Source organism: Terriglobia bacterium (genome assembly GCA_020072565.1).
In the GTDB taxonomy this organism is placed as follows: Bacteria; Acidobacteriota; UBA6911; order UBA6911; family UBA6911; genus JAFNAG01.
On the sequence record JAIQGI010000002.1, the window covers coordinates 40,319 to 64,451 of the forward strand.

At 58.9% G+C, this 24,133-nt stretch carries 20 protein-coding genes; 14 read left to right on the top strand and 6 right to left on the bottom strand.

The window, feature by feature from the left end; translation table 11 throughout:
- Positions 1-23 precede the first annotated feature (23 nt).
- The 5 genes from LAP85_01255 (at position 24) to LAP85_01275 (ending at position 5,813) form a co-directional block, all read left to right on the top strand.
- The gene (locus LAP85_01255; GenBank protein MBZ5495003.1) at positions 24-641 is read left to right on the top strand and encodes a hypothetical protein; all 618 of its coding nucleotides are present in this window, start codon (positions 24-26) and stop codon (positions 639-641) included.
- A complete protein-coding gene (locus LAP85_01260) occupies positions 638-1,552 on the top strand; it encodes an FAD:protein FMN transferase (GenBank protein ID MBZ5495004.1) in 915 nt (304 codons plus the stop codon). The genes LAP85_01255 and LAP85_01260 overlap by 4 nt, the downstream gene beginning before the upstream one ends.
- A gap of 210 nt (positions 1,553-1,762) precedes the next feature.
- On the top strand, positions 1,763-3,172 hold the full coding sequence (locus tag LAP85_01265; protein ID MBZ5495005.1) for a Gfo/Idh/MocA family oxidoreductase: 1,410 nt from the start codon (positions 1,763-1,765) through the stop codon (positions 3,170-3,172).
- Positions 3,173-3,261: 89 nt separating this feature from the next.
- Positions 3,262-4,503: a Gfo/Idh/MocA family oxidoreductase gene (locus tag LAP85_01270; GenBank protein ID MBZ5495006.1), complete on the top strand. Its 1,242-nt coding sequence runs from the start codon at positions 3,262-3,264 to the stop codon at positions 4,501-4,503.
- Between the two features lie 176 nt (positions 4,504-4,679).
- Positions 4,680-5,813 (top strand): MFS transporter, encoded by a 1,134-nt coding sequence (locus tag LAP85_01275; protein ID MBZ5495007.1) that lies wholly within the window; start codon positions 4,680-4,682, stop codon positions 5,811-5,813.
- A gap of 61 nt (positions 5,814-5,874) precedes the next feature.
- Here LAP85_01275 and LAP85_01280 read toward each other — a convergent pair whose 3' ends face one another.
- Positions 5,875-6,768, bottom strand: a complete 894-nt coding sequence (locus tag LAP85_01280; protein ID MBZ5495008.1) for a sugar phosphate isomerase/epimerase — start codon at positions 6,766-6,768, stop codon at positions 5,875-5,877.
- Positions 6,769-6,953: 185 nt separating this feature from the next.
- Here LAP85_01280 and LAP85_01285 point away from each other — a divergent pair, with 185 nt between their 5' ends.
- Positions 6,954-7,376, top strand: coding sequence for a hypothetical protein (locus LAP85_01285; protein MBZ5495009.1), 423 nt, complete (start codon positions 6,954-6,956; stop codon positions 7,374-7,376).
- Positions 7,376-8,602 carry a hypothetical protein gene (locus tag LAP85_01290; GenBank protein MBZ5495010.1) on the top strand — a complete coding sequence of 409 codons (1,227 nt, stop codon included), beginning with the start codon at positions 7,376-7,378 and terminating at the stop codon, positions 8,600-8,602. Before LAP85_01285 ends, LAP85_01290 begins: the two co-directional genes overlap by 1 nt.
- Before the next feature lie 77 nt (positions 8,603-8,679).
- On the opposite strand, the gene LAP85_01295 is transcribed toward LAP85_01290, so the two are convergent.
- The 3 genes from LAP85_01295 to LAP85_01305 all read right to left on the bottom strand — a co-directional run bounded on the left by LAP85_01295 (position 8,680) and on the right by LAP85_01305 (position 12,788).
- Positions 8,680-9,534: an inositol monophosphatase gene (locus LAP85_01295; GenBank protein MBZ5495011.1), complete on the bottom strand. Its 855-nt coding sequence runs from the start codon at positions 9,532-9,534 to the stop codon at positions 8,680-8,682.
- Positions 9,535-9,556: 22 nt separating this feature from the next.
- Positions 9,557-10,261 carry an SIMPL domain-containing protein gene (locus LAP85_01300; protein ID MBZ5495012.1) on the bottom strand — a complete coding sequence of 235 codons (705 nt, stop codon included), beginning with the start codon at positions 10,259-10,261 and terminating at the stop codon, positions 9,557-9,559.
- 106 nt (positions 10,262-10,367) lie between these two features.
- Positions 10,368-12,788, bottom strand: coding sequence for a Smr/MutS family protein (locus LAP85_01305; GenBank protein ID MBZ5495013.1), 2,421 nt, complete (start codon positions 12,786-12,788; stop codon positions 10,368-10,370).
- A 167-nt stretch (positions 12,789-12,955) separates the two neighbouring features.
- Here LAP85_01305 and LAP85_01310 point away from each other — a divergent pair, with 167 nt between their 5' ends.
- The 5 genes from LAP85_01310 (at position 12,956) to rocD (ending at position 18,492) form a co-directional block, all read left to right on the top strand.
- Positions 12,956-14,284 carry a cyclic 2,3-diphosphoglycerate synthase gene (locus LAP85_01310; GenBank protein MBZ5495014.1) on the top strand — a complete coding sequence of 443 codons (1,329 nt, stop codon included), beginning with the start codon at positions 12,956-12,958 and terminating at the stop codon, positions 14,282-14,284.
- A gap of 96 nt (positions 14,285-14,380) precedes the next feature.
- A complete protein-coding gene (argF, locus tag LAP85_01315) occupies positions 14,381-15,298 on the top strand; it encodes an ornithine carbamoyltransferase (GenBank protein MBZ5495015.1) in 918 nt (305 codons plus the stop codon).
- Positions 15,299-15,307: 9 nt separating this feature from the next.
- Entirely contained in the window at positions 15,308-16,267 is a 960-nt protein-coding gene (arcC, locus tag LAP85_01320) for a carbamate kinase (GenBank protein MBZ5495016.1), read from the top strand.
- A complete protein-coding gene (gene pyrB, locus LAP85_01325; GenBank protein ID MBZ5495017.1) occupies positions 16,261-17,172 on the top strand; it encodes an aspartate carbamoyltransferase in 912 nt (303 codons plus the stop codon). Before arcC ends, pyrB begins: the two co-directional genes overlap by 7 nt.
- A gap of 132 nt (positions 17,173-17,304) precedes the next feature.
- A complete protein-coding gene (gene rocD, locus LAP85_01330) occupies positions 17,305-18,492 on the top strand; it encodes an ornithine--oxo-acid transaminase (protein ID MBZ5495018.1) in 1,188 nt (395 codons plus the stop codon).
- Between the two features lie 65 nt (positions 18,493-18,557).
- Here the strand turns inward: rocD and LAP85_01335 are convergent, their stop codons facing one another.
- Positions 18,558-19,526: a quinone oxidoreductase gene (locus LAP85_01335; protein ID MBZ5495019.1), complete on the bottom strand. Its 969-nt coding sequence runs from the start codon at positions 19,524-19,526 to the stop codon at positions 18,558-18,560.
- A 150-nt stretch (positions 19,527-19,676) separates the two neighbouring features.
- Here LAP85_01335 and LAP85_01340 point away from each other — a divergent pair, with 150 nt between their 5' ends.
- Entirely contained in the window at positions 19,677-21,758 is a 2,082-nt protein-coding gene (locus LAP85_01340) for a S9 family peptidase (protein ID MBZ5495020.1), read from the top strand.
- 171 nt (positions 21,759-21,929) lie between these two features.
- Positions 21,930-22,331: a secondary thiamine-phosphate synthase enzyme YjbQ gene (locus LAP85_01345; protein MBZ5495021.1), complete on the top strand. Its 402-nt coding sequence runs from the start codon at positions 21,930-21,932 to the stop codon at positions 22,329-22,331.
- 293 nt (positions 22,332-22,624) lie between these two features.
- On the opposite strand, the gene LAP85_01350 is transcribed toward LAP85_01345, so the two are convergent.
- A complete protein-coding gene (locus tag LAP85_01350) occupies positions 22,625-24,061 on the bottom strand; it encodes an amino acid decarboxylase (protein MBZ5495022.1) in 1,437 nt (478 codons plus the stop codon).
- Positions 24,062-24,133: the final 72 nt, after the last annotated feature.

The window sequence follows — 24,133 nt, forward strand, 5'->3', positions numbered from 1 at the left end:
GCAGTGGAATCTGAAGCGACGCTATGTATCGAGATGTGGTGGTAGGCGTATTCATCACGGCGTTTGTGCTCATGCTCGTGGATTGCCTTCTCCGCATTCGGTTCCGGCGCCGGCGCCGGGATGTCGCTCCGCATCATGTCTCTTCCCTCGGGAATGGCACCATGCGGATTCTGGTTAACCTGTTCGGCTTTCTCTCATTCGCCGCAATCGCCGGCAGCGGATTTTATTCCTCCCTTACGGATGGACGCAAGCTGGCCGGCTACCGGCTCATGGTTCATGCCGGTTCCGCACTTGTGTTCGCCTTTGGCGCCGTGCTGGTCGCGCTCTTCTGGGCGCATCGGAATCGTTTCACTGCGGCAGACTGGCATCGCTTGCGGCGGCCGTTAAGCTCCGCGACCCCCGGCAGCGCCAGTTCTTATGCCGTCCTGTTGCGCAAACTATTTTTCTGGATCGCTGTTGCGTTGACCGTGCCGGCAGCGGTTTCCATCACGCTGGCCATGTTTCCAATCTGGGGCCCCTATCATCAGGAAGATCTCTTTCTGATTCATCGCTATTGTGTTTTGCCGCTGGCAGCGGCAAGCCTGTTTTTCAGCTACTTCTCTTTTGTGGCCTGGCTCTGCGGGGACGCAGACCGTCGATGACAAAGCCGGGCGAAGGAGATTTGAAATTTGCTCTGCCGGAGGACATCTCCTCCGATCTCGTCCATCGCTTCTCCTATACGGCCATGGCCGCACTGTTCGGGATTGATTGTGTGCATGTCGAGGAAAAGTATGCGCGGCAGGCCGCCAGGTGCGCCTTTGACGAGGCAGACCGGCTGGAACGGGAACTCAGCCGGTTTGTAGAAAACAGCGACATCTCGCGCATCAACCACCTGTCAACAGGCCAGGGCGTCCGCGTAAGTCACAGGACGATGGAGTGCCTGGAGATCGCGCGGTCCTTATATCTCGAGACCGGCGGCGCCTTCGACATCGCGATCGGCTCCGGGTTTGACAAGCTGGAGTTGGTCCCGGGTGAATTCCATGTTCGGGCACATTCCGACGGGATACGGCTGGATCTGGGCGGAATCGGCAAGGGTTATGCCGTGGATCGCATGGCGGAAGTACTCAAAGACTGGGAGGTCGACCGGGCTCTCATCCACGCCGGATACAGCTCGGTTCTGGCGCTGGAGTCTCCTCCCGGCGGGCAGGGTTGGCCACTGACTCTGAGCGCCCCCGGGACTGAGACGGTTCTGGCCCGGATCATGGCACGAGATCAAGCCCTGAGCGGTTCCGGCATCCGGAAAACGGACCACATTCTCGATCCCCGCGAGCAGAAGCCGGTCCGGCTCCGGTCGGCTGCATGGGTGTCGGCTCCCCGGAAAGTTTTGGGAGAATCGCCGGCTGCGGTCGCCGACGCTCTCTCGACCGCTTTCATGATTCTCAGTGCGCAAGAGATCGAGGCCTACTGCCGGAACCATTCGGGATTGGAGGCGTGGATCCTGGAGCCGGCTGCGCAGCGATTGCTGCATTTTCCGGCGACCTCAATGCCAGAGCGGAACACGCTGGGCATATGAGTTGCCTTATGGGACTGTGGAACAGACGAACCCGGTTTCGCGGGTTCCGATAATTCTTTCGGGCGCCGCTGCCGGTGGGGTCGAAATCACGGGGACGATATCTTGGCAGACGCGATATTTTTGTTTTGCGTGCCGGGGAATTGAGGATAATAGCGACATCGTAAGGCGTAGCTTTTGTTTTGATCCCTGTACATTCTAAGAGGCACCAACATGGAAGATCAAAAGAAGGAAGACACCCAGGCAAAAGGGGAAATCTCGCGCCGTACTTTTGTGGGTGGCATCGCAGCTGCTGCAGGACTCATGGTGGTTCCCCGGCATGTGCTCGGCGGTCCCGGTTACCAGGCTCCCAGCGACAAGCTGAATATTGCCACTGTCGGGGTCAGTGGACAGGGGAGCAGCAACACCAATGCCTGCGCCAAGGAAAACATCGTGGCACTGTGCGACGTGGACGACGTCAGGTCCGAACGGGTTTACAGGAGATATCCCAATGCAAAGACCTACCGCGACTTCCGCGTCATGCTGGAAAAACAGAAGGACATCGACGCTGTTATCGTTGCAACCCCGGACCACAGCCATGCCGTGATAGCGATGGCGGCCATGCAACTGGGCAAGCACGTGTTCGTGCAGAAACCGCTGACCCGTTCGCTCTGGGAGGCGCGCATGCTTACGGAAGCGGCCCGGAAATATAAGGTCGTCAGCCAGATGGGCAACCAGGGACATTCGGGAGAAGGAGTGCGGCTAATCGAAGAATGGATCGCCGACGGAGCGATCGGCAAGGTGCGCGAAGTACACTGTTGGACCAATCGGCCGATCTGGCCGCAGGGCATGCCCCGGCCCGCAGACTATCCGGCTGTGCCGGATGGATTGGACTGGGACCTCTGGATCGGACCGTCCCCAATGCGCCCCTATCACCCCACCTATCATCCGTTCAGCTGGCGCTCCTGGTTCGATTTTGGCGCGGGAGCCCTGGGAGACATGGCCTGCCATGTCATGGATGCTTCCTACACCGCCCTGAACCTCGGGTATCCGAAGAGCGTGGCGGCCTTCATTGCCTACCAGGTGGTGGAGCGGGAGCGACAAGACGGCAAAGGAGTGGACAGGGTGCGACTGGAATATAAAGACAGCTACCCGATGGCTTCCGTCATCCACTACAACTTCCCGGCTCGCGGCAAGAAATATCCGGCACTCAAGCTCCACTGGTACGATGGTGGGCTCTTGCCCGAGCGCCCCGAAGAACTGGAGCCGAGTCGCAGGATGCCTGAAAGCGGCACGATCTTCGTGGGAGAGAAGGGCAAGCTGATGTGTGAGACGTATTCCGAGAGCCCCCGCCTTATCCCCGAGACCAGGATGAAGGCCTACAAACAGCCCAAGAAGACCATTCCCAGAGTCGACAAGGCCAATCACGAGCAAAACTGGATCGATGCCTGCAAGGGCAAGACCAAGGCGGTCTCCAATTTTGATTATGCCGGGCCTTTTTCTGAGACCGTGCTCCTGGGCAATCTGGCAGTTCTATATCCGGGGAGACTGCTGGAGTGGGACGGTCCGAACCTGAAGGTCACCAACTTCGCCGCGGCGAACGATTTCGTAAAGCCCAATTTCCGCGAGGGTTGGTCACTCTGATACGAACCGCAGAGACTACCGGGACCGCAAAGGACTTGCAGTATTTGCTTCGAGGCCTTTGTGGTCTTTGCGGTCTGATGGGAGGAAATGTGCGTTCACTGAGGATCGGATCGGTCGGGGCAGGGTTTGTTGCGCGCTTCCAGCTGATGGCGTTGAAGCAGGTGCGCGGCGTGGAACTGGCAGGAGTCACCGCGCTCGAAGGCGCAGCCGCGCTGGCGGCGATGGCCAAGAGTCTGGGAGCGGGAAATACCGTCGTCTACGACAGCATTGCGGAGATGGCCAAACACGTCGACTGCATCGCCATATATGCACCTAACTTCGCACGCATCCCGATTATGGAGGAAATCGCAGCCGCCGTGAAATCCGGTGCCATGCTGAAAGGAGTGATCTGCGAAAAGCCCCTGGGCCGAACGGTTACCGAAGCACGACGGCTCGTCGAGTTGGCCCGGGCAGTTGACCTGCGCACGGCCTATTTCGAAAACCAGATCTTCATGAAGCCGATCCGGACGCAACTGGCGCAGCTGGAACCTGTACAGAGGCGGATGGGACCCTTCTCACTCACTCGTTCCGCGGAAGAACATGGCGGCCCTCATGAGGGCTGGTTCTGGGATCCGACGCGTCAGGGTGGCGGAGTCTTGTGTGATATGGGCTGTCACAGCATCGCTGCCGGCTGGTACACTTTGACGCCGATCGGGAAGGGAATCACGTTCCTGCAACCCCAGAGCGTCAACGCTGAGATCGCGCTTCTCAAATGGGGGCAGCCTCGCTGGCGCGAGAAGCTGCTCAAGGATCGGGGAGTCGACTACCGGAAAACTCCTGCCGAAGACTTTGCCACCGGCATGATCACTTACAAAAATCCGGAAACCGGACAGAAGGTGAAATCACAGTTTACCAATTCCTGGATGTTCGAGAAGCAGGGGCTGCGGCTGTTTATGGATGGCATGGGGCCCGGATACGCATTCGAGGTCAACACGCTGGTATCGCCGCTCAACATCTTCATCGGCGACGTGGCTGCCGAAGCGATCAAGGATGCCGAGTCGGCTCTGGAAAAGGCCACGGCTTCGCGCGGCTTGCTGGCCGTCCAGCACAACGAGGCTGATCTCTATGGTTACACCGATGAGAACGCCGATGCCCTCGAGGCTTTCACCCGAGGTCGTGATGCCATGTTGCCGTGGAGTTATGGCCTGGAAATCACCCGGCTGGTTATGGCGGCGTATCTGTCCGCCGAGAAAAAGCGGGTTATCGACCTGACCGATCCCGCAGTCCATAAAGAGCTGGAAACCTATGTCCCTCTCATCCAGCAGGGACGCGGGGCTGAATTGCTTTTCTAAGTATGCGCCAAGGGAGTGATCCGATCCTCCAATTCGTGGGTCCTGGCAGCTTGATGAGAACTGGAATCGTGGATTGTCTTATCATCGCCGACGGCGCTTGAATACCATCGTCCTGGCTGGGAACGATCACCGCCCAAAGGCCGGCAGCCCATCCCTATCCGACGAAGGGAGTTGAAATGATTCAAATCGTTGCGCTCCTCAGTGTTTTCGGTCTTGGTATCGGCTTTTCCGTTATCGGCGCGCAGAAGCTCGAGCTGGTCAAACAGCTGAAAATCAACGACGGCCAGTTCGGCAAGCTGATTTCGGCCCTGATGTTTACGAGCATTTTCGTAGTTCTGATCTTCGGCCCCCTGGTGGATTTGTTTGGATACCGGCCGGTCGCCATCGCCGGGTTCATTCTGGGAGCCCTGGCCGTGTTCATGCTTGTATCGTCCCGCTCTTACGGCATGGCTGTCTTCTCCTGCGTGGTGCTGGGCATCGGCGCCATGTGCCTCAATCTGGGCAACACCCTGATTCCCATGGTGCTTTTTAAAGGGAATCCTGCCGCTGCCTCGAATTTTGGCAACGTGTTTTTCGGCATCGGTGCTTTCATCACACCATTTCTGGTCGGAATGCTTCTCAACCGTCTCGGTTACAGGGCTACCGGCATGGTGATTACCCTGATTCTCCTGGCGCCGGTGGTGATCGCGGCGCTTGCCAGCTATCCGGAAATACAGAAGACCGGGCTGAACTTCGGGCAGGCGTTCTCGAGCGCGTTCGGACTTCTGGCCAATCCGGCCATCATCGTTGCCGCTCTTGCCCTCTTCTGCTATGTCGGGCTGGAGGTTTCCATGGGCGGGTGGATTTCCACCTATGCCACCAACCAGGGCTTCGACGCCCGCGGTGCCAGCATGGTGCTTTCCTCTTTCTGGATCGGGCTCATGGTTGCCCGGCTCATCGCCTCGGTGGCGGTAACCTCGGCCAACGGGATAATCGCGCTCTGCGTCCTGGCGGTGGCCGCGACCGTCCTGATTGGGCTGATGATGGCAGCCAACTCCAAGGCTACGGCGGCGCTCCTGGTATTTGCCACCGGGCTATGTTTCGGGCCGATCTTCCCAACCGTTGTCGGGACCACCTTCTCGAAGATCGATCCGAGCCTTTATGGCAGTGCGTTCGGCATCATCTTTGCCGTCGGCCTCCTCGGCGCCAGCACTCTGCCAGCGGCCATCGGCATGTATTCCCAGGGCAAGCCCATCAAAAGAAGCTTCCCGATCGCGATGGCAGCGGCTCTGGTCCTGTTCGTGCTCGCGATCCTCCTGGGACGGGTATAATTGCCCTTGCACGTATGTGCATGAAAAGTACCTCAAACCTCAGCGGCCCGGGCAATCAGGTTTACGTTATGCGCAGTATCTTCTTCAGCCCCGCCAAAGACTGTTCCGTGCATTCCATGGCGGGTCTGTTGTCGGGGTAGGTTTCCTGCTCGATGACAATCCACTCAGTCCCCCCGACCGAAGAGCAGGCTGAGAAAACGGCTGCCCAGTCGACCGAGTCCTGGCCGAGGATCGCCTTCTTGTCCTTGTCCCCGGTCACGACAGTCGGTTTGAAGTGCACCGTCTTGGTGCGCCCCGGGTATTTCTTGACGTATTCGACAGGATCGAATCCTGCGGCGGCAGTCCAGCCGCAGTCCTGTTGCAGGATCACATCCTTGCTGGTGCGTTCGGCAAACAAATCCCAGTAGGTTTTGTCTCCGTCCTTTTTAAATTCGGCGGTGTGATTGTGAAAGCCGCAGGCCATGCCCAGCGGCTTGAGAATCTCGGCGGTCTTGTTAAAGGTCTCCGCCAGTGATTTGCTCCTTTCCGGATCGGTGAAGGCGCCGTCGCCGGGTACGATCAGGAATTTGCAGCCGATGGTCTGGTGGAATTCGATGGTGCTCTTGATGGTGTCTTCCCGGAACGATGCGGTGCTGATGTGGGTCCCGGCGGCCTTTAATTTCAGTTCATCGAGCCTATTCCTCAGCTCTTTTGCTTTGCTGTCGTAGTTATAGTAGCCGGCGAACTCGACGCCCTCGAAACCCATCTTCGCGAGCTGCTCCAGGGCGGAGTCGAAGTCTTTACGGCAATCGCCGCGCACAGAATAGAGCTGAACGGCGATCGGGATCGTGCGGCCTGCGGCCGTGTGTAGCTCCTTGGGAAGCGCCCACGCGAAGGCTCCGAGGCCGGCTGTCTTGAGGACAGTGCGGCGCGTCCAGACATGCCCGCCTGCGATCAAAGAATCACACTCTCCCATGTTCCGTCTCCTCCCAAATTGGTGGCGCATGCATTATATGTCGAATCCGAAAATTCGGTGACATTATCCAAGTGCCGATCAGGTTTGTAGCTGATTCTCCGCCAAACGAACGACGCGCGCACATTTGCGCGCACGAGGCGCCGTCTGGTGGTATTCTTATCAGAGGACCAATTCGCATGCATAAAATGCAAGCCATCTTATCTTCGTCACTGTTGCGCCGGATGATTTTCCGGACCGTTTGCGCCCTGCCGATGCTTGTGATCCTTTTGCCCTTGGTGTCACCGGCGGAACCTGAGGCTGTCGATGTGACAGGCACATGGGATATGACGGTCGAGTCACAACAGGGAACGGCTCACCCTTCGATCAGCCTGAAACAGGAAGGAGAAAAGATCACTGGAATTTACCGGGGCCAGATGGGGGAGAGCAGTCTGGCAGGTACCATCAAGGGGAACGATATCGGGTTTACGGTGTCCCTGAAGTTTCAAGACGTCGCCTACACAGTCAATTACACCGGCAGCGTCACCGGTGACAATATGAAAGGTACCGCGCGTTTCAGCAATGCCGGTACGGGCAACTGGTCAGCCAGACGAAGGAAGAATCAGGCCTGATGAGTCAAGATTCCAGTCCCATGCCGCCTGTCCAAAGCCAGATGCGGCAGCCGCGGCGCATGATCTGGATCCTTGCCGCCACTTTGCTTTTTACTGGCGGGCAAGCGCGGCAGGCGTGGGAACAATCCCGTCTCGAGAAAGCCCACAACAAGGCAATCCCGCCGTCGGAATTTGCCCGCATCTTCAAGGAGTTTTCGGAACCGGGAGGCTACTTCCGATCCGACAACTTCGTCTCCAATGAAACTTCCTATCTGCATATAGTGGACAAGCTGAAAGAGCTGGGAGCCTCCGGCGGTGCTTACATCGGTGTCGGCCCGGAGCAGAACTTCACCTATATCGCGAAGATACGTCCGCAGATTGCGTTTATCGTGGACATCCGGCGGCAGGCAGTGATCCAGCACCTGATGTTCAAGGCGCTTTTTCAGCTTGCCGAGACCCGGACTCGGTTCCTTTCCCTTTTGTTCAGCAAACCCATCGTCGGGGCCGGGCCGGGGGCGGATGCGTCGGCCCAGGAATTGGTGAGTTACTTTTCCAGGATCGCTACGGATGGTGCCACATTCACCCGCAATCTTGCTCTTATCGGGACCACAATCACGCGAAACTTTGCTGTTCCATTGGATGCCACAGACCGCGCGAAGCTGGAGTATGTCTATTCTGCCTTCCGCGATGAAAACTTCAATCTGCAGTACCGCGGGTACGGCAGGTATGGCGGGTATGGGTACGGGTCGCGCAGCGCCTGGAGTTACTTCCCAACTCTGGGAGACCTGATGCTGGAATCGGATCTGCACGGGAAACTCGGCAATTTTCTTGCGAGCCGGAACGATTATGAATTCGTACGCTCGCTGCAGATAAGCAATCGCATCATACCGATCGTGGGAGATTTCGGAGGAACCAAAGCGATCGCTGCAGTGGCGAGCTATCTCAAGAAGAACGGCTATGCGGTAACGGCTTTTTACACGTCCAACGTGGAGCAGTATCTCTTCGACGGCGGGGAATTCGACGAGTTCGCCAAAAATGTCGGTCTGCTGCCGATTACGGCGAGAAGCCTCTTCATCCGTGCCTATCCCAACCAGGGCCGCTCTCCGCACCCGGCGCAGATCGGCAATCACCGGCTGACGACCTTGCTTCAAAAAATATCCGTCTTTCTTGACGACTACCAGCACGGTCTGTATACGGATTACTGGACGCTGGTAAGAACCCATTACATCTCGGCCCTCCCACCCTGATTCGGTTTCGCTGTTTCGGACGGTTGGTGGTTTCATCCGGTTGCGGACGGGCGGGCGTGCTGCGTCCGGCTGCCGTTTCAGCCCCGCATCCGCAGGAGGGCTCGTAATTCCTGCTCCAATCCGGGGGTGCAGATCAGGCAGTGGCGGGCATCGATGCGCCCGGTTCCATCACGGGTGAGAAATCTGGCGCCAGACTCCTGAGCGATGATGCGCGCCGGCGCGTAGTCCCACTCCATGCCGTTGCCGCTGAGCCAGATGTCGGCCTTGCCGCGGGCGAGCATGGCTATGTCGTAACTTGCTCCGTAGCCGCGAACCGTCCAGCAGATTTCGGTCAATCGGCGCAGTGCCTCCGCGTCCCAAACTCCCCAGGCCGATTTGAATCCGCTCACCGCGAGGATCGCCTTGTCAAGGCGCGATGTGTCGGCAACCCTCGTCGGCGCATCATTCCAGTAGCAGCCAACGCCGGAGATGGCGTGGAGCATCTCGGCGAGAAGGGGAAAATAGATCGCTCCCAGGACAATCCGACCGTCGGCTTCAAGTGCAATCTGAACTGACCAGAAGCGATTGCGGCGGACGAAATCGCGGGTACCATCGATGGGATCGATGAGCCAACGTCGCCCCGAATGGGACGGTTTGTGTGTGCCTTCCTCGCCGAGGATACCATCTGCAGGAAAGCCTGCGGACAAACTGCCACTGATGAACTGCTCGCACTCCCGATCTGCGGCGGTGACGGGAGACTGATCTTCCTTTACCTCCGCTGCCGTGCCGGCCCTGAAGTGCCACAGAGCAATCTCACCGGCCTGCCGTGCGGCGGATAACATCGCCTCGGTCTCACGTTCGTAGGACATAAACAACCACTCTGCGCTTTCCCGGCCTCGGATGTCGATCAGGAGCGACCTCCGGTTCCCCAGATAGAAGAGGAGGTTGTTCACAGATCCATGCCTTTCAAGACTGTTACTGCCCCACTTCGACGGTGAGCGTCACGGTGGCATGAACTTCCACTGTGCCGGGCTCCACCGTTGTCTGCGGCGCTGTGGCAGCGCCCGCCATCATATAGAGGCGCTCACTCTGCGGCCGTACGACTCCCCCTTGCTCTTCGGCACGCAGCACACGCACCATCTTGAGCCCCAGAGCTGCCGCCATGGCCTGCGCTTTGGCCTTGGCCTTAGTTGCCGCCTCATTCAGCGCCCGAAGTTGCACCGCCTGGTCGTCTTTGAGTGTGAACTGCAGTTGCTGGATCGTATTGGCCCCCGACGCTGTTGCCGTGTCAATCACACGGCCGACGCCCGCCAGGTCATTCATCGTAATCTGGACCACGTTGCTGGCGGTATAGCCCGTAATGGCTGGCGTGCCGCCCTCCTTAGGATACCGATAAACCGGGCGTACGGAATAACCGACCGTCTTGATTTCCCCACCGTTGCCCAGGACGTTGCGAATCGCCGTGATGGTAGCGTCCACACGCTGGGCGTTTTCGGCTGTGGCCGCCTGGGCCGTAGCTGACTGCGTCACCACACCGACCTGGATGAGAGCCTGGTCCGGTTTTACTGCCACGACCGCCTCAGCGGAGACTTGTATGGATGGAGGAGGCACCTGTCCGGCTGCCAGCTTCGGCAGAACCAACGCAACCAGCAAAATAAGATTCGATCTTCCGACATGCATGACGGCCTCCGTTAGAAATATGTTATTCAATGCATACCAGGCAAATAATCGAAAAACACAGGAACCGCGCGAAAGCAGTATCGTGCTTTTCGCGTGGTTCGTGATCTTATTTCTTGAGCTCGACCACGGTTGCGCCGCCGCCACCCTGGTTAGGAGGCGCCAACTGAAACTTCTCTACGTGGGGATGGTTTGTGAGCAGTTCCGCAATGGCGCGGCGCAGGATGCCTTTTCCATGCCCATGGATGATGCGAACGCTCTCCGTCCCTGCCAGGAAGGCCTCGTCCAGGAACTTGTCCACGCGATCGATGGCCTCGTCGGCAGTCAGTCCGATCACCTTGAGTTCAGGCGCGAACTGCTGCTCGAGATTCAACTCCGGCGCCGGTTTTGCCGGCGCGCGCCCGCCGGGCGTGGAGGGGGCGGATTCCAGGACCTGGAGGTCCTCGAGCCGGGCGCGGAACTTGAGGGATCCTATGCTCACCGTATAAGTCTCGCCGTGAATCGTGTCCACCGTGCCTGCCTGACTCAGCGGTTTCACCCAGACTCGATCCCCTTCAGCCGGTTCGACGACCGCAGGTTTCCCAAGCGCGGGCGGGCTGGCCTCCTTACTGGCGGCGGCGGCTGAACGCTGCGGGCCAAGGCCGATCTCCGCCTCGATCTTCCTGCTCGTTTCCATGCTGCTGCGCCGGAACTGGGCGGCGCGGTTCTGTGCGACTTTCTTCAGTCTTTCAGCGGCGATCCGGTCATTGAGACCTTTGATCAGTTGCTCGCTCTGCCGGCTGAACTCACGGCCGGCGCGTGCCAGGGTTTCTTCAAACTCGGCGCGCCGGGAAGCTTCGCGGCGGGAGAATTCCTCTTCCAGCCGCGCGTACTCCTGCGCCGTCGCGGCCCGCTCCTCCTCCAGGGCTGCGCGCAGCGTTTCCTGCTCATCGACCAACGCCTTGAGCCTCTTTAAATACTCGCTCGCGCGGATCTGGTCGGGATTCGCCAGCGCACGCGCCTGATTGAGGATGGCGTCGGGCAGGTCCATGCGGCGCGCGATGTCGAGTCCGGCGGAAGAGCCGGCAACCCCCACGATCAACCGATAGGTGGGGCGCAGGGTGCGCTCGTCGAATTCCACCGAAGCGTTAAGCACCCCCTCCATTTGCGACGCCCACATCTTCAGCGGATTGTAATGGGTTGTTGCGAAAGTGGTGGCGCCGAGGCGGCGGAAACAGTCCACGATGGCCACTGCGAGCGCCGCGCCTTCCTCAGGATCTGTGCCGGTCCCGACCTCGTCAATCAGAAGCAGTGCCGGCGGCACTACCTCCCGGGCCATTCGGGCGATGTTGCGCATATGAGCCGTGAAGGTGGAAAGGTTCGCGGCGATCGATTGCTGGTCCCCGATGTCGGCGAACACCTGATCGAAGACCGGCAGGACGGCTTCGTGCGCCGGCACATGAAGTCCCATTTGCGCCATGAGGGCTGTAAGCCCGACGGTCTTGAGCACCACGGTTTTCCCACCGGCATTGGGACCGCTTATGACCAGAACCTGGTGAGCATCGTCGAGCGCAAAAGATATGGGCACGGCGCCGCTGCCTGATTGACGCAGCGCATGCTCGAGTAAGACATGTCGCGCATCGTGAAGCCTCAGTTCGCGCGCGGGTGACAGCCGGGGCCTGACGCAGTCGAATTCGAGCGAAAGCCGGGCTTTGGCCTGGCCGACATCGATTTCAGCAATCGTCCCTGCAATCGTCCGGATGGCTGCCTGATGGGCCCGGAACGCTTCGGTGATGGCGAACAGTATGCGCGCGATTTCGATCTCCTCCTGCTCGCGCAGTCGCACGAGTTCGTTGTTCTGGTCAATGACCGGCAGGGGTTCGATGTACGTCGTCTGGCCGCTCGATGACAGGCCGTGAACGACTCCCGGAACCTGGACCCGGGAGTCCGTGCGCACCGGGATCACGAAGCGGCCGTTGCGAACCGTGATGAGTTCTTCCTGCACGGCCCGTGCCTCCTGCCGCAAGATCCCTTCCAGGGATCGGTGAATGTGCAATCGGCTGGTCTGAATCTCATGGCGGATGCTGCCCAGTTCGGGACTGGCGTTGTCGTCGATCTCGCCGCCGGGGAGTACCTTTCCCTTGATGTCCGCGAGCAGCCGGTGTAGATCCGGGATTCTATTTATGATCCCGGCGAGGTTCGGGCAGCGCACACGTTCCTCCGAATCCCGGAACAGGTCGCGAAGGCCCATGCCCATGGACACAATGTGCTGCAAATCCAACACTTGTCGAGGCTCGAGCGTGGTTCCTGCGACCTGAAGCCGTGCGAGTCCCGGCTCGGGATCCTCAATCCCGGCCAAGCCGAATCGCTGACCGGAATCCAGGAAATGAACGCACTCCGTAGTCAGATCCAGGGCGCGATCGATCATGCCGCGGTCCGTCTGCGGCCGCAATTGCAGCACACCCGTGCGCCCGAGTGGTGTTTGGACGTGGCGCGCGAGCAGATCCAGGAGCGCGCCAAGCTCGAGGGTCGCGCATGTGTGCGGGTCCATATCAATAGAACTCCGCCGATTCCCGGTAACAGATTTCACAACCCGAATTTGGCCTTGGCCGGGAGCTTTTGAAGGTTGGCAACCCAACAGCCCGTGAGGTATATTGGGAGTTTGTATGCCGCTGAGAATTCAAATCCGTTTGCCGTTCTTTAAACTGGAGTTTCATCATGGCTGCAAAGCAGAAGAAGGTTATCATAATGGGGGCCGCAGGGAGGGATTTTCACAACTTCAACGTCTACTTCCGCAATAATCCTCAGTATCAGGTTGTCGCGTTTACCGCTTTTCAGATTCCCGGTATCGCAGGGAGAACGTACCCTCCTGAGCTCGCCGGCAACGGCTACCCGCGCGGCATTCCGATCTTCGATGAATCCGAGTTGTCGGCTCTGATCAAAAAATTCCAGGCTGATGAGGTCGTGTTTGCATACAGCGACGTTCCGCACGTCGAGGTGATGCATCGCGCTTCGCTGGTCAATGCCCTTGGCCCGGACTTTCTGCTGATGGGTGCCAAATCGACGATGGTGAAGTCGATCAAGCCGGTCATTTCCGTATGTGCGGTCAGGACGGGGTGCGGAAAGAGCCAGACATCGAGGCGCATCACGGAACTGCTGCACGAACGCGGCAAATCCGTAGTAGTAATCCGCCATCCAATGCCCTATGGGGATCTCAATGCCCAGCGCTGCGAGCGTTTTGAGACGTTGGCGGACCTGGAGCGGTATCAATGCACGATCGAGGAGATGGAAGAGTACGAATCGCACATCCAGAAGGGGCACATCGTCTATGCCGGTGTCGATTACACGGATATTCTGCGCAGTGCCGAACGTGAGGCGGACATTGTACTGTGGGACGGCGGCAACAACGATATCCCGTTCTATCAGACCGATCTGCACATTGTGGTTGCGGATCCCCATCGCCCCGGGCATGAGCTGAAGTACTATCCGGGAGAGACCAACCTGCGTATGGCCCAGGTGGTACTGGTGAACAAGGTCAACACGGCAGAACCGGCCGCAATTGAGGAAGTGATCGCCAACATTTCCCACACCAATCCGAACGCGACCATCATCCGGGCCGGATCCGTTGTTTCAGTGGAGGACGAGAAAGCCATCAAAGGCAAGAAAGTGCTGGTTGTGGAGGATGGGCCCACACTCACGCACGGCGAGATGACTTATGGTGCGGCGCATGTTGCGGCAAAGCAGTTCGGTGCTGCTGAGATCGTTGATCCGCGCCCCTACGCCTCGGGTACGATCAAGGGCGTCTTCGAAAAATACCGGCATTTGACCGACATTCTGCCCGCCATGGGCTACGGGGATCAGCAGGTTCACGATCTGCAGGCCACCATCAATGCCGTGCCTTGCGACCTGGTCCTGGTCGGTACGCCCTTTGACCTTTCCCGGCTTGTCAAGTCCAACCATCCCATGATTCGTGTTACTTATGCCCTGGACCAGCCGTCCACCGCCGAACTGGCACGAATTTTGGACCGGTTTCTCAGGAAACTCTAGTTCGCCACGACTCGAAGACTCAAAGACTCCACGATGTGGCTTTTGTCGAGTTTTCGAGTCTCAGCGTCTGCGAGGTCTGCGCTTTCGGAGGCATCCATGGCCAAAAGGGACTTCATCACGGTTCGCACTTACACTCCCGCTGAGGTCCGGAAACTGATCGACGATGCTATCGATATCAAGTCACACCCGGAGAAGTACGCCGATACGCTCAAAGGCAAGGCTCTCGCCATGATCTTCGAGAAACCCTCCTTGCGCACACGCGTAACCTTCAATGTCGGCATCCACCAGCTTGGCGGATTTGCCATCTATCTGTCGCCGGCGGAGATCAATCTCGGCAAGAGAGAATCCGTAGCTGACGTGGCACGAAATCTCGAGCGCATGGTTCAGGGAGTCATGGCCCGTACGTTCAGCCACAAGGTGGTGGAGGAATTGGCCGAACATGCGCATATCCCCGTCATCAACGGCTTGACCGATTACAATCATCCCTGCCAGGCGATGGCGGACTACATGACCCTGCTCGAAATCAAGAAGAAGTTTGCCGGGATGAAGCTTGCCTATGTTGGGGACGGCAACAATGTGGCCGTTTCGCTGATCCATACCGCGGCGCGCCTCGGCGTCCATCTCGCTGTGGCGACACCTCCGGGATATGAGCCGAATCCTGAAGTAGTCCAATGGGGGCGCACCCAGGGTGCTGTGACCGGCTGCACTATCGATCTTACCCACGATCCATTAGCCGCTGTGAAGGGCGCGGACGCGATCTACACCGACGTGTGGACCAGCATGGGACAGGAAGCAGAATCGGCTACGCGCCTGAAAATCTTTCGTCCTTATCAGGTCAATGAGGAGCTGTTCGCCCATGCGCGCCCCGATGCCATCTTCCTGCACTGCCTGCCTGCCCACCGGGGGGAGGAGGTAACTGATGGCGTCATGGAATCGCCGCGCTCCGTCGTCTTCCAGCAGGCGGAAAACCGGCTGCATGCTCAGAAGGCCATTATGCTCAACCTCATGCGCTAGAGGTGTGGATTGGCGAAATCGGCTGTCATCGCAGTAGGCGGGAACTCCCTGATCCGCGCCGGAGAAAAAGGGACCATTCCCGAACAAATTGCCAACGCCCGGGTGATCAGCAAGGCGATCGCCGCCCTCATGAAAACGGGGCTGCACCTGGTGGTTACCCACGGCAACGGCCCTCAAGTGGGGGCGCAGTTGCTGCGCTCCGAGCGCGCCGCAGGCCAGGTGTATGAGCAGGGCCTGGACGTGTGCGTTGCTGCGACCCAGGGGGAAATCGGATACATTCTCCAGCAGGCGCTTCAGCTGGAGTTCCAGCTGGCCGGGATCCGGAAGCCGGTATCGACGGTGCTCACCCAGGTGGTGGTGCGCGCGGACGACCCCGGCTTCCAGAGGCCTACGAAGCCTATTGGGCCGTTCTACTCGCATGCGGCCGCAGAGGAGAAAGCGCGCCTGTTCGGCTGGGAGATGATCGAAGATGCCTCCCGAGGCTATCGGCGCGTCGTGGCATCGCCGGCTCCCGTCGAGATCATCGAAGCGGAGGTCATCCGCTGCGTCATGGATCAGGGCATCCTGGTGATCGCGGCGGGCGGCGGCGGCATCCCGGTGGTGCGGGACAACGGCCTCATCCGGGGCGTGGAGGCGGTGATCGACAAGGACCGCGCCTCCGTGTTGTTGGCCATGCAGCTGTCGGTCGACCTGTTGGTATTTTCGACAGACGCGGATTACGTCTATCTCAATTTCAAACGGCCCGGGCAGCGTGCTCTCAGGCGGATAGGCCTGCAGGAGATCATGACGTATCACGCGGCCGGCGAGTTCCCTCCCGGGAGTATGGGGCCCAAAGTCGAGGCGGCCATCCGTTTTTTGCAGTCCGGAGGGAAGGAAGCGATCATCACCTCCCTCGAAAACCTGGCGGAGGCGATGACCGGGGAAGCGGGAACTCACATAGTTCCTGAGATCGGGGGGCAGCAATCGTGAAGCTTCGTCATGTCATCGAATCGCAGCAGTTCACGGTGCCGCTCCTGATGGAACTTTTTGAGCGCACCCGTGCCATGGAGCGCATCGTGGCCCGAGGCGGGACACTCGACTATCAGCACAAGATCATGGCGACCCTTTTTTATGAACAGTCGACGCGGACTCGAATATCCTTCGAAGCCGCCATGCATCGCCTGGGTGGACGGGTTTGCTCCACCGAGGAGGCCAAGGCTTTTTCGTCGGAGGTGGAAGGAGAGCAGCTGGAAGACACGATCCGGATCATTTCCGGCTACACGGACGTGATCGTGCTGCGCCATTCCGAATTGGGGGGAGCCGCGCGCGCCGCGTCCGTGTCGAAGGTTCCTGTCATCAACGCTGGCGATGGCAGCGGCGGGCAGCATCCCACGCAGGCGCTTCTGGATCTCTACACCATCTTCCGGGAGCGCAGAACGCTGGACGGGCTCACGATCGCCATGGTCGGCGAGCTGGACCGCGGGCGGACGGTGCGCTCGCTGGCGTACCTCCTGAGCAAGTTCGAGCGCGTCAAGATGTACTTCGTTAGCCCGCCCGAGGTGCGGATGAAGCGGGATATACTCGAACACCTCGCGGAACACAACATCTGGTATGCCCAGGAATCCGAACTCGATCGCGTGATCGGCGCCGTCGATGTCATCTATGTCACCCAGATTCGTCCAGGTCGAATGCCCGATCAACAACACCTCAAGAAGTACTTCATGGACACGTCGGTGTTGCAGAAGATGAAACGGAACGCCATGATCCTGCATCCACTGCCGCGCACGCTGGAGCTCGACAAGACCGTGGATGACGACCCGCGGGCATTCTATTTTCAACAGGCAACCAACGGGCTCTATGTGCGCATGGCGCTCTTGACGATGGTCCTGGAATGAGCGGAAATTTTTGAATGGGACGGGGAGTTTGCGCCGAGCTATTTGCGACGTGCGAGCTTGCTTGTGCCCGGGGAATGCGGCGGCCATCGGCTGCATTCCAAAGGATTTACTGGAGGCTTCATGAACCCCGAAATGACCACCAAGGATTTCATCGAGCTCGAGGACCGCTATGGAGCTCACAACTACCACCCGCTGGATGTGGTGATCCACAAGGCCCAGGGTGTCTGGGTTTACGACGTGGATGGGAAGCGCTATCTGGACTGCCTGGCAGCGTATTCGGCGGTGAATCAGGGCCATTGCCACCCCAAAATCATGGAAGCCCTGATCGAGCAGGCCCACCGCGTGACCTTGACCTCGCGCGCTTTTCGCAACGACCAACTCCCGCTTCTGTGCCGGGACGTGCACGAACTGACGGGGATGGACACCATGCTGCCCATGAACTCGGGGGCGGAAGCGGTCGAGACCGCGCTCAAGACGGCTCGCAAGTGGGGATACCAGGTCAAGGGCATTCCGGCCGATAGAGCGGAAATTATCGCCTGCGCCAATAACTTTCATGGGCGCACGATCACGATCGTCGGCTTTTCCACCGAGCCGCAATATCGCGAGGGATTCGGCCCCTTCACACCGGGCTTCACCGTCATTCCTTATGGCGACGTGGAGGCGTTGCAACGCGCGATCACGGCGAACACGTGCGCATTCCTGGTCGAACCTATCCAGGGTGAGGCGGGGATTCTGGTGCCTCCTGCAGGCTATCTCAAGAAGTGCGAAGACCTGTGCCGGAGGAACAACGTGCTCTTTGTCCTCGACGAGATCCAGTCAGGATTGGGGCGTACCGGCAAGCTGTTCGCCTACATGCACGAAGGTGTGCGCCCGGACATGGTGATCATCGGCAAGGCGCTCTCGGGCGGCTATTATCCTGTTTCGGCCGTGTTGGCGCCGGGCAACGTACTCGGCGTCTTCAAGCCCGGAGACCACGGCAGCACCTTCGGGGGCAACCCACTCGCATGCGCGGTAGCGCGGGCTTCGCTGAAGGTTCTGACAGAGGAGAAGCTCGTGGAGCGTTCTGCGGAACATGGGGACTATTTCATCAAGAAACTGAAGACGCTGCGCGCGCCTCACATCGTCGAAGTCCGCGGACGCGGACTGTGGATTGGCATTGAAATGTCCGGCCCGGCGCGACCCTATTGCGAGAAGCTGAAAGATGAGGGAATTCTGTGCAAGGAGACCCACGATCGCGTCATCCGCGTTGCCCCGCCGCTTGTGATCACACGGGACGAGATCAATTGGGCCTTCGAGCGGTTCAGGAAGGTATTGCAGTAAAAAAACTCAACGCAGAGGACGCAGAGACAAACAGAATATTCTCTGCGTCCTCTCCGTTAGAGCTTTCACGGCACGAGTATAACCTTTCCGTGGGTCTGCCGTCCTTCCAGCGCCTGGTGAGCCTTCGCGGCTTCGCGCAACGGCAGGCTCCGGTCGATCCTCAAATTCAGTCTACCCTCGGAGATCCATTCAAGAATATCGCTTGCTCGCCAGTCGAGTTCTTCTTCTGTGGAGGTGTAATGGGTGAGGCTCGGGCGGGTCACATAGATGGATCCCTTGGCGTTGAGGATGTTCAGATCCACGGGAGGGACAGGGCCGCTCGATTGTCCGAACAACACCATCATTCCCCTGCGCTTCAGGCAGTTCAGACTCTTCTCGAAGGTCGAGCGCCCAACCGAGTCGTAAACCACCTCGACGCCCCGCCCCTGGGTGATGTTTTTCACCTCGGCCTCAAAATCCCTCATATCGTAGCGAACCACGTGGTCGGCTCCCGCCTCGCGGGCGATCGCCGCCTTCTCTTCAGTGGACACCGTGCCGATCACGCGCGCGCCGATCATCTTGGCAATCTGGATCAGCAGGAGACCAACCCCTCCGGCCGCGGCGTGCACCAGCGCCGTTTGGCCTCTCTGAAGGGGGTATGTGGCGTGGGTCAGATAGTGAGCCGTCATGCCCTGGAGCATGGCGGCGGCACCCGTCTGAAAGTCGATCTTCTCGGGGAGGGTTACGAGTTGCCAGGCGTTTGCCAGTGCATATTCGCCGTAAGCTCCGAGGTTCATTGCATACGCAACGCGGGTCCCCGCTACCACACCCGTCACATCCTGGCCCACAGCGTCCACAATTCCAGCCGCCTCCATGCCGGGAGTGAAGGGAAGCGAAGCCTTGTAGAGACCCGAGCGGAAATACACGTCGATAAAGTTCACGCCGATTGCCTGGACCTTCACTCGGGCTTGTCCCGGCCCCGGCACCGGGAGCGGTACTTCCTCGTAGACGAGTTTCTCAGGGCCACCTGTTTCATGCACTCGAATCGCTTTCATGTTCGACTCCTCCTGGGAACTGTCATCATCCTGCAGTGCCTCACAAGCAAAGCTTGCCATGAAGCCATGAATTCCGCGAAAACTTTTTGCTCTGATATACTAGGCCTTTGATTTCTCAACGTGGTACTGGATTTGCGAGAGGACACGATCATGAAACCATGGAGATCTCTTGTTTTGGCCTTGCTGGCAGGCATGCTGCTTGCCGTGCCCGGTCTGGCGCAACAGAAGCACACGATAAGCTTCGATGATCTGATCGCGTTCGGACGTGTCGGCGATCCACAGGTTTCTCCGGACGGGAAGGTGGTTGCGTTTTCGGTGACCCGATATGATCTTGCGAAAAATGCCGGGAACAGCGACGTCTGGATCGTCCCGATTGCGGGGGGTGCCGCCCGGCAGTTAACTCAGAGCGAAAAGCGTGACAACAATGCCCGGTGGTCACCGGATGGGAAAAAGCTGGCATTTATATCGAGCCGCGATGGCAGCCCCCAGGTGTGGATCCTGGACGTTGCCAGTGGGGAGGCCCGAAAGCTGACATCGATCTCAACCGGAGCCGATGGAGTGATCTGGTCACAGGACGGCAATAACCTGGCATTCACGTCGGACGTATATCCGGACTGCCGTGATGACGCCTGCAATGCGCAGCGGGAAAAAGCCGCGGAGTCCTCAAAGGTCAAAGCCAAGATCTTTGACCATCTGCTTTACCGGCATTGGGATGCCTGGAAAGACGGGAAGCGGACCCACATTTTCGTCGTTCCAGCCGCCGGCGGGACGGCGCGGGATTTGACACCCGGCGATTATGACGCTCCACCTTTTTCACTGGGCGGTCCGACGGATTATGATTTTTCCCCCGACGGCAAAGAACTTTGCTTTGCGAGGAACACCGACAAGGTTGAGGCGACCAGCACCAACGGGGACCTGTGGACGGTGCCGCTGACGGGGAGTGAACCAAAGAAAATCACCGCCAATCCTGCATACGATGGCTCGCCGCTTTATTCTCCTGACGGGAAATATATTGCGTACCGTGCTCAGCGGCGCCCGGGCTTTGAAGCGGATCGTTTCGAACTCATGCTCTTCGACCGGGTTGCCCGCACGTCAAGGTCCATAACCGCAAGCCTGGATCGCTCCGTGAGCGAAATGGTCTGGGCACCCGACAGCCGCACGATCTATTTCGCCGCTGAAGATCAAGGATTTTCCGGCATCTGGCGGGTAGGAGTGGGTGGGGAAGCTCCGCTAAAAGTGATCGAGAAGAGCTACAACGGCGAACTAAAGGTGGCGCCTGACGGCAGGACCCTGGTTTTCACCAGGCAGAGCCTTTCCAGGCCGGCGGAGGTCTATCGCGCGAATGCCGATGGTCGCGATGCACGGCCGTTGACAGCAGTCAACGATGCCGCTCTCGGTCGCATAGATTTCGGTGCGGTCGAGAGCATTACCTATCCTGGGGCGGATGCGGTCGAACCGAAGGGGAGCGGAGGGGACGGGAGCACGTTTTTCACGCCGATTCAGGCATGGATTGTAAAACCTCCTGCCTTTGACCCAAAGCGGAAATATCCGGCGGTGTTCCTCATTCATGGCGGCCCTCAGGGCGCATGGGAGGACAACTTCTCCTATCGTTGGAACATCCAGATGTTCGCCGCGCGAGGCTACGTGGTCTTCGCGTCCAATCCGCATGGGAGCACCGGATTCGGGCAGAAGTTCACGGATGAGATCTCCGGCGATTGGGGCGGCAAGGTTTACCTCGACTTGATGAGGGGGGCGGATTATCTGACGAAGTTGCCTTACATCGATGCTGCCCGCGTTGCTGCAGCAGGCGCCAGCTACGGCGGATACATGATCAATTGGATTGAAGGGCACAGCGAGCGGTTCCGGTGTCTCGTAAGTCACGACGGGGTGTACAACGCGGCCAGCATGTTTGGTTCCACGGAGGAGTTGTGGTTCCCGCTGTGGGATTTTCAGGGTACTCCCTGGAATAATCCGGCACTTTACGAAAAGTGGTCGCCATCAAGCTATGTGAAAAACTTCAAGACACCGATGCTCGTGATCCATGGCGAACTGGACTACAGAGTGCCCGTGACCCAGGGATTCGAGCTCTTTACTGCTCTGCAACTGATGAAAGTGCCGTCGAAGTTTCTTTATTTCCCGGATGAAGGCCACTGGGTCCTGAAGCCCCAGAACAGCCGGCTCTGGTGGAAAACGGTCCAGGACTGGATCGACCAGTGGACGAAAGCGAAGTGACCTTGCACTGCGAAGCAAGCGCTTTCGCCCCGTCTGCAGCGGCGGCCAAAGCGCTTGCCCAGGTCCAATTCGTGTTCTTCGTATCATCTTGTTGCCCGCAGTGTCTGCGCCCCAGTGGCGACCGGCTTCTCTCTTGTCAGCTTATCCGAGTGCTCCTATACTGATTCGGTCATGCCGGCAACGACCCTTATCATATCCACCACCAGGAACAAACAAATCGTCGATATCACCGGCCCGATTGAGCGCTACCTGGCGACGACAGGTATCCATCAAGGCCTGTGCAACATCTTTGCCGCGCACACCACGGCGTCCCTTACGACGGGCGAAGTAACTGAAGGGACCGACGAAGATCTATCCGAGACCCTGGGGCGCATGATCCCCAAGATCAGTTTCCGCCACGAACACAATCCCACGCACGCTCCGGATCACATGATTTCGTCGATTCTCGGACCGAGCCTCACCATCCCCTTCCGCGAAGGAAAGCTGAGACTGGGCGCGTGGCAGAGCGTCCTGCTCGTCGAACGGAACGGACCGCGTGAACGCGACCTTGTGGTGACGGTCGTGCCCGCATGATGCCATCCAGCGAATTTTCAACGAAATTGCTATGCGGTGACGGTATCTCTGTCCCGGGCGCACCGAAGAAGCAGGCGACACCTGCAGCCGGTTTCCTGTTGCCGCATTCCTGACCTGAATTGTTCATGAAGCAGAAGCGCACGCCGTGAAAAGCAACAAAATTGGACGCTGATAAACGCCGGCAGGAGCCTTTGCCGCCCTGCTTGCCGACCAAGACCGATCGGTCGGCGGCGGTCGATGTTTTTCCGCGTCCAAAAACTGCATTTGGGTCGTACATTCATGAATAATCCCGGCTAAGCTTTCGCAGCTTCACAGATCAATTGGAAAACACGTGTTACCCGATCCATGCCGGTCTGCAGGTTGCCGATCGCCACGCGCAGGCAGTAGCGCCCCTTCAGCCTGGTATGGGATAAGAATACTTCGCCGCTGGCGTTGACGCGCGCAAGCACATCGGCATTCAGATTTTCCAGTGCGTCCTCATCGTTCATGTCCGGGGGATGGACGCGGAAGCACACTACCGAAAAAGGCGAGGGCGCAAGCCGCTCCAGGACAGGATGCGCGTCGACCCATGAGGCGAGCATTTGCGCCAGCCGCACATGCTCGCGAATCCGGGCCGCCAGGCCCTCCGTGCCGAAATAGCGGAAAACGAACCAGAGCTTGATGGCCCGGAACCGTCTGCCCAGCTGGAAGGAATAGTCCATGAGATCGACGCCGCCGCGGGCATCCGTCTTCAGATATTCAGGCACAAGCGAAAAGGCATTTCGAAATATCTCCGGCCGGCTGGTGAAGAGCACCGAGCAATCGACCGGCGTAAACAGCCATTTGTGGGGATTCACGACCAGTGAGTCGGCCCGCTCGCACCCGTGCAGCACCCAGCGGAACTCCGGCGCCACGGCCGAACTCCCCGCGTAGGCGGCATCCACATGAAGCCAGAGGCGGAAGCGACGGCAGAGAGCTGCAATTTCGGTTACAGGATCTACGGCGGTCGCTGATGTGGTCCCGACAGTCGCCACGACCGCAAACGGATGTCGTCTCTCTGCGAGATCCTTTTGAATTGCGGCCTCGAGCGCGTCGACCTGCATCCGGAACGCGCTGTCGCCGGGGATGCGCCGAATCCCTTGCATCCCGACGCCCAGTACGAGACCTGCCTTGTCGACGGAAGAATGCGCCTCCTCTGAGCAGTAGAGAACCAGAGGGGGTTTTCCCGAGAGCCCGTCTTCTCGCACCTGGAGGCCCGTCGCTTCGCGCGCCGCCGCCAGTGCCACCAGTGTGGAAGTGGAGGCCGTGTCGGTGATCATCCCGAACCATGCGGCAGGAAGGCCGATTGCAGACGCAAACCAGCGCATCACCACCTGTTCCAATTCTGTGAGCGCCGGGCAGGTTTTCCAGAGCATGCCGTTGCTGTTGATGGCCCCGCTCACCAGTTCGCCAAGAATGCCGGGAGCGGATCCCGTGATCCCGAAATAAGCCATGAAACCAGGGTGATTCCAATGAGTTATGCCCGGCAGTATGATCTCCTCAAGATCCTTGAGCCACATCTCGACCGGCTCTCCGAACCGAGGTGCCTCGGGTGGTAACGCTCTTTCAACCTCTCCTTGAGATATTCTGGACAAAACAGGCATGGAGCCAACGTTTTTTCTGTAGGCGGAAACCCACTCAGTGACCCTCGCGAGCGCTGCACGGAATTCCATGTCCGTCATGTCAGCATGATCGGATAGAGCTTGTTCCATTGATTTCTCCAATTCGATTTCAAACCTCGAAAGACGCCGCGCGCCGCGGCAGCGACCCACGGCTTGTCTGCT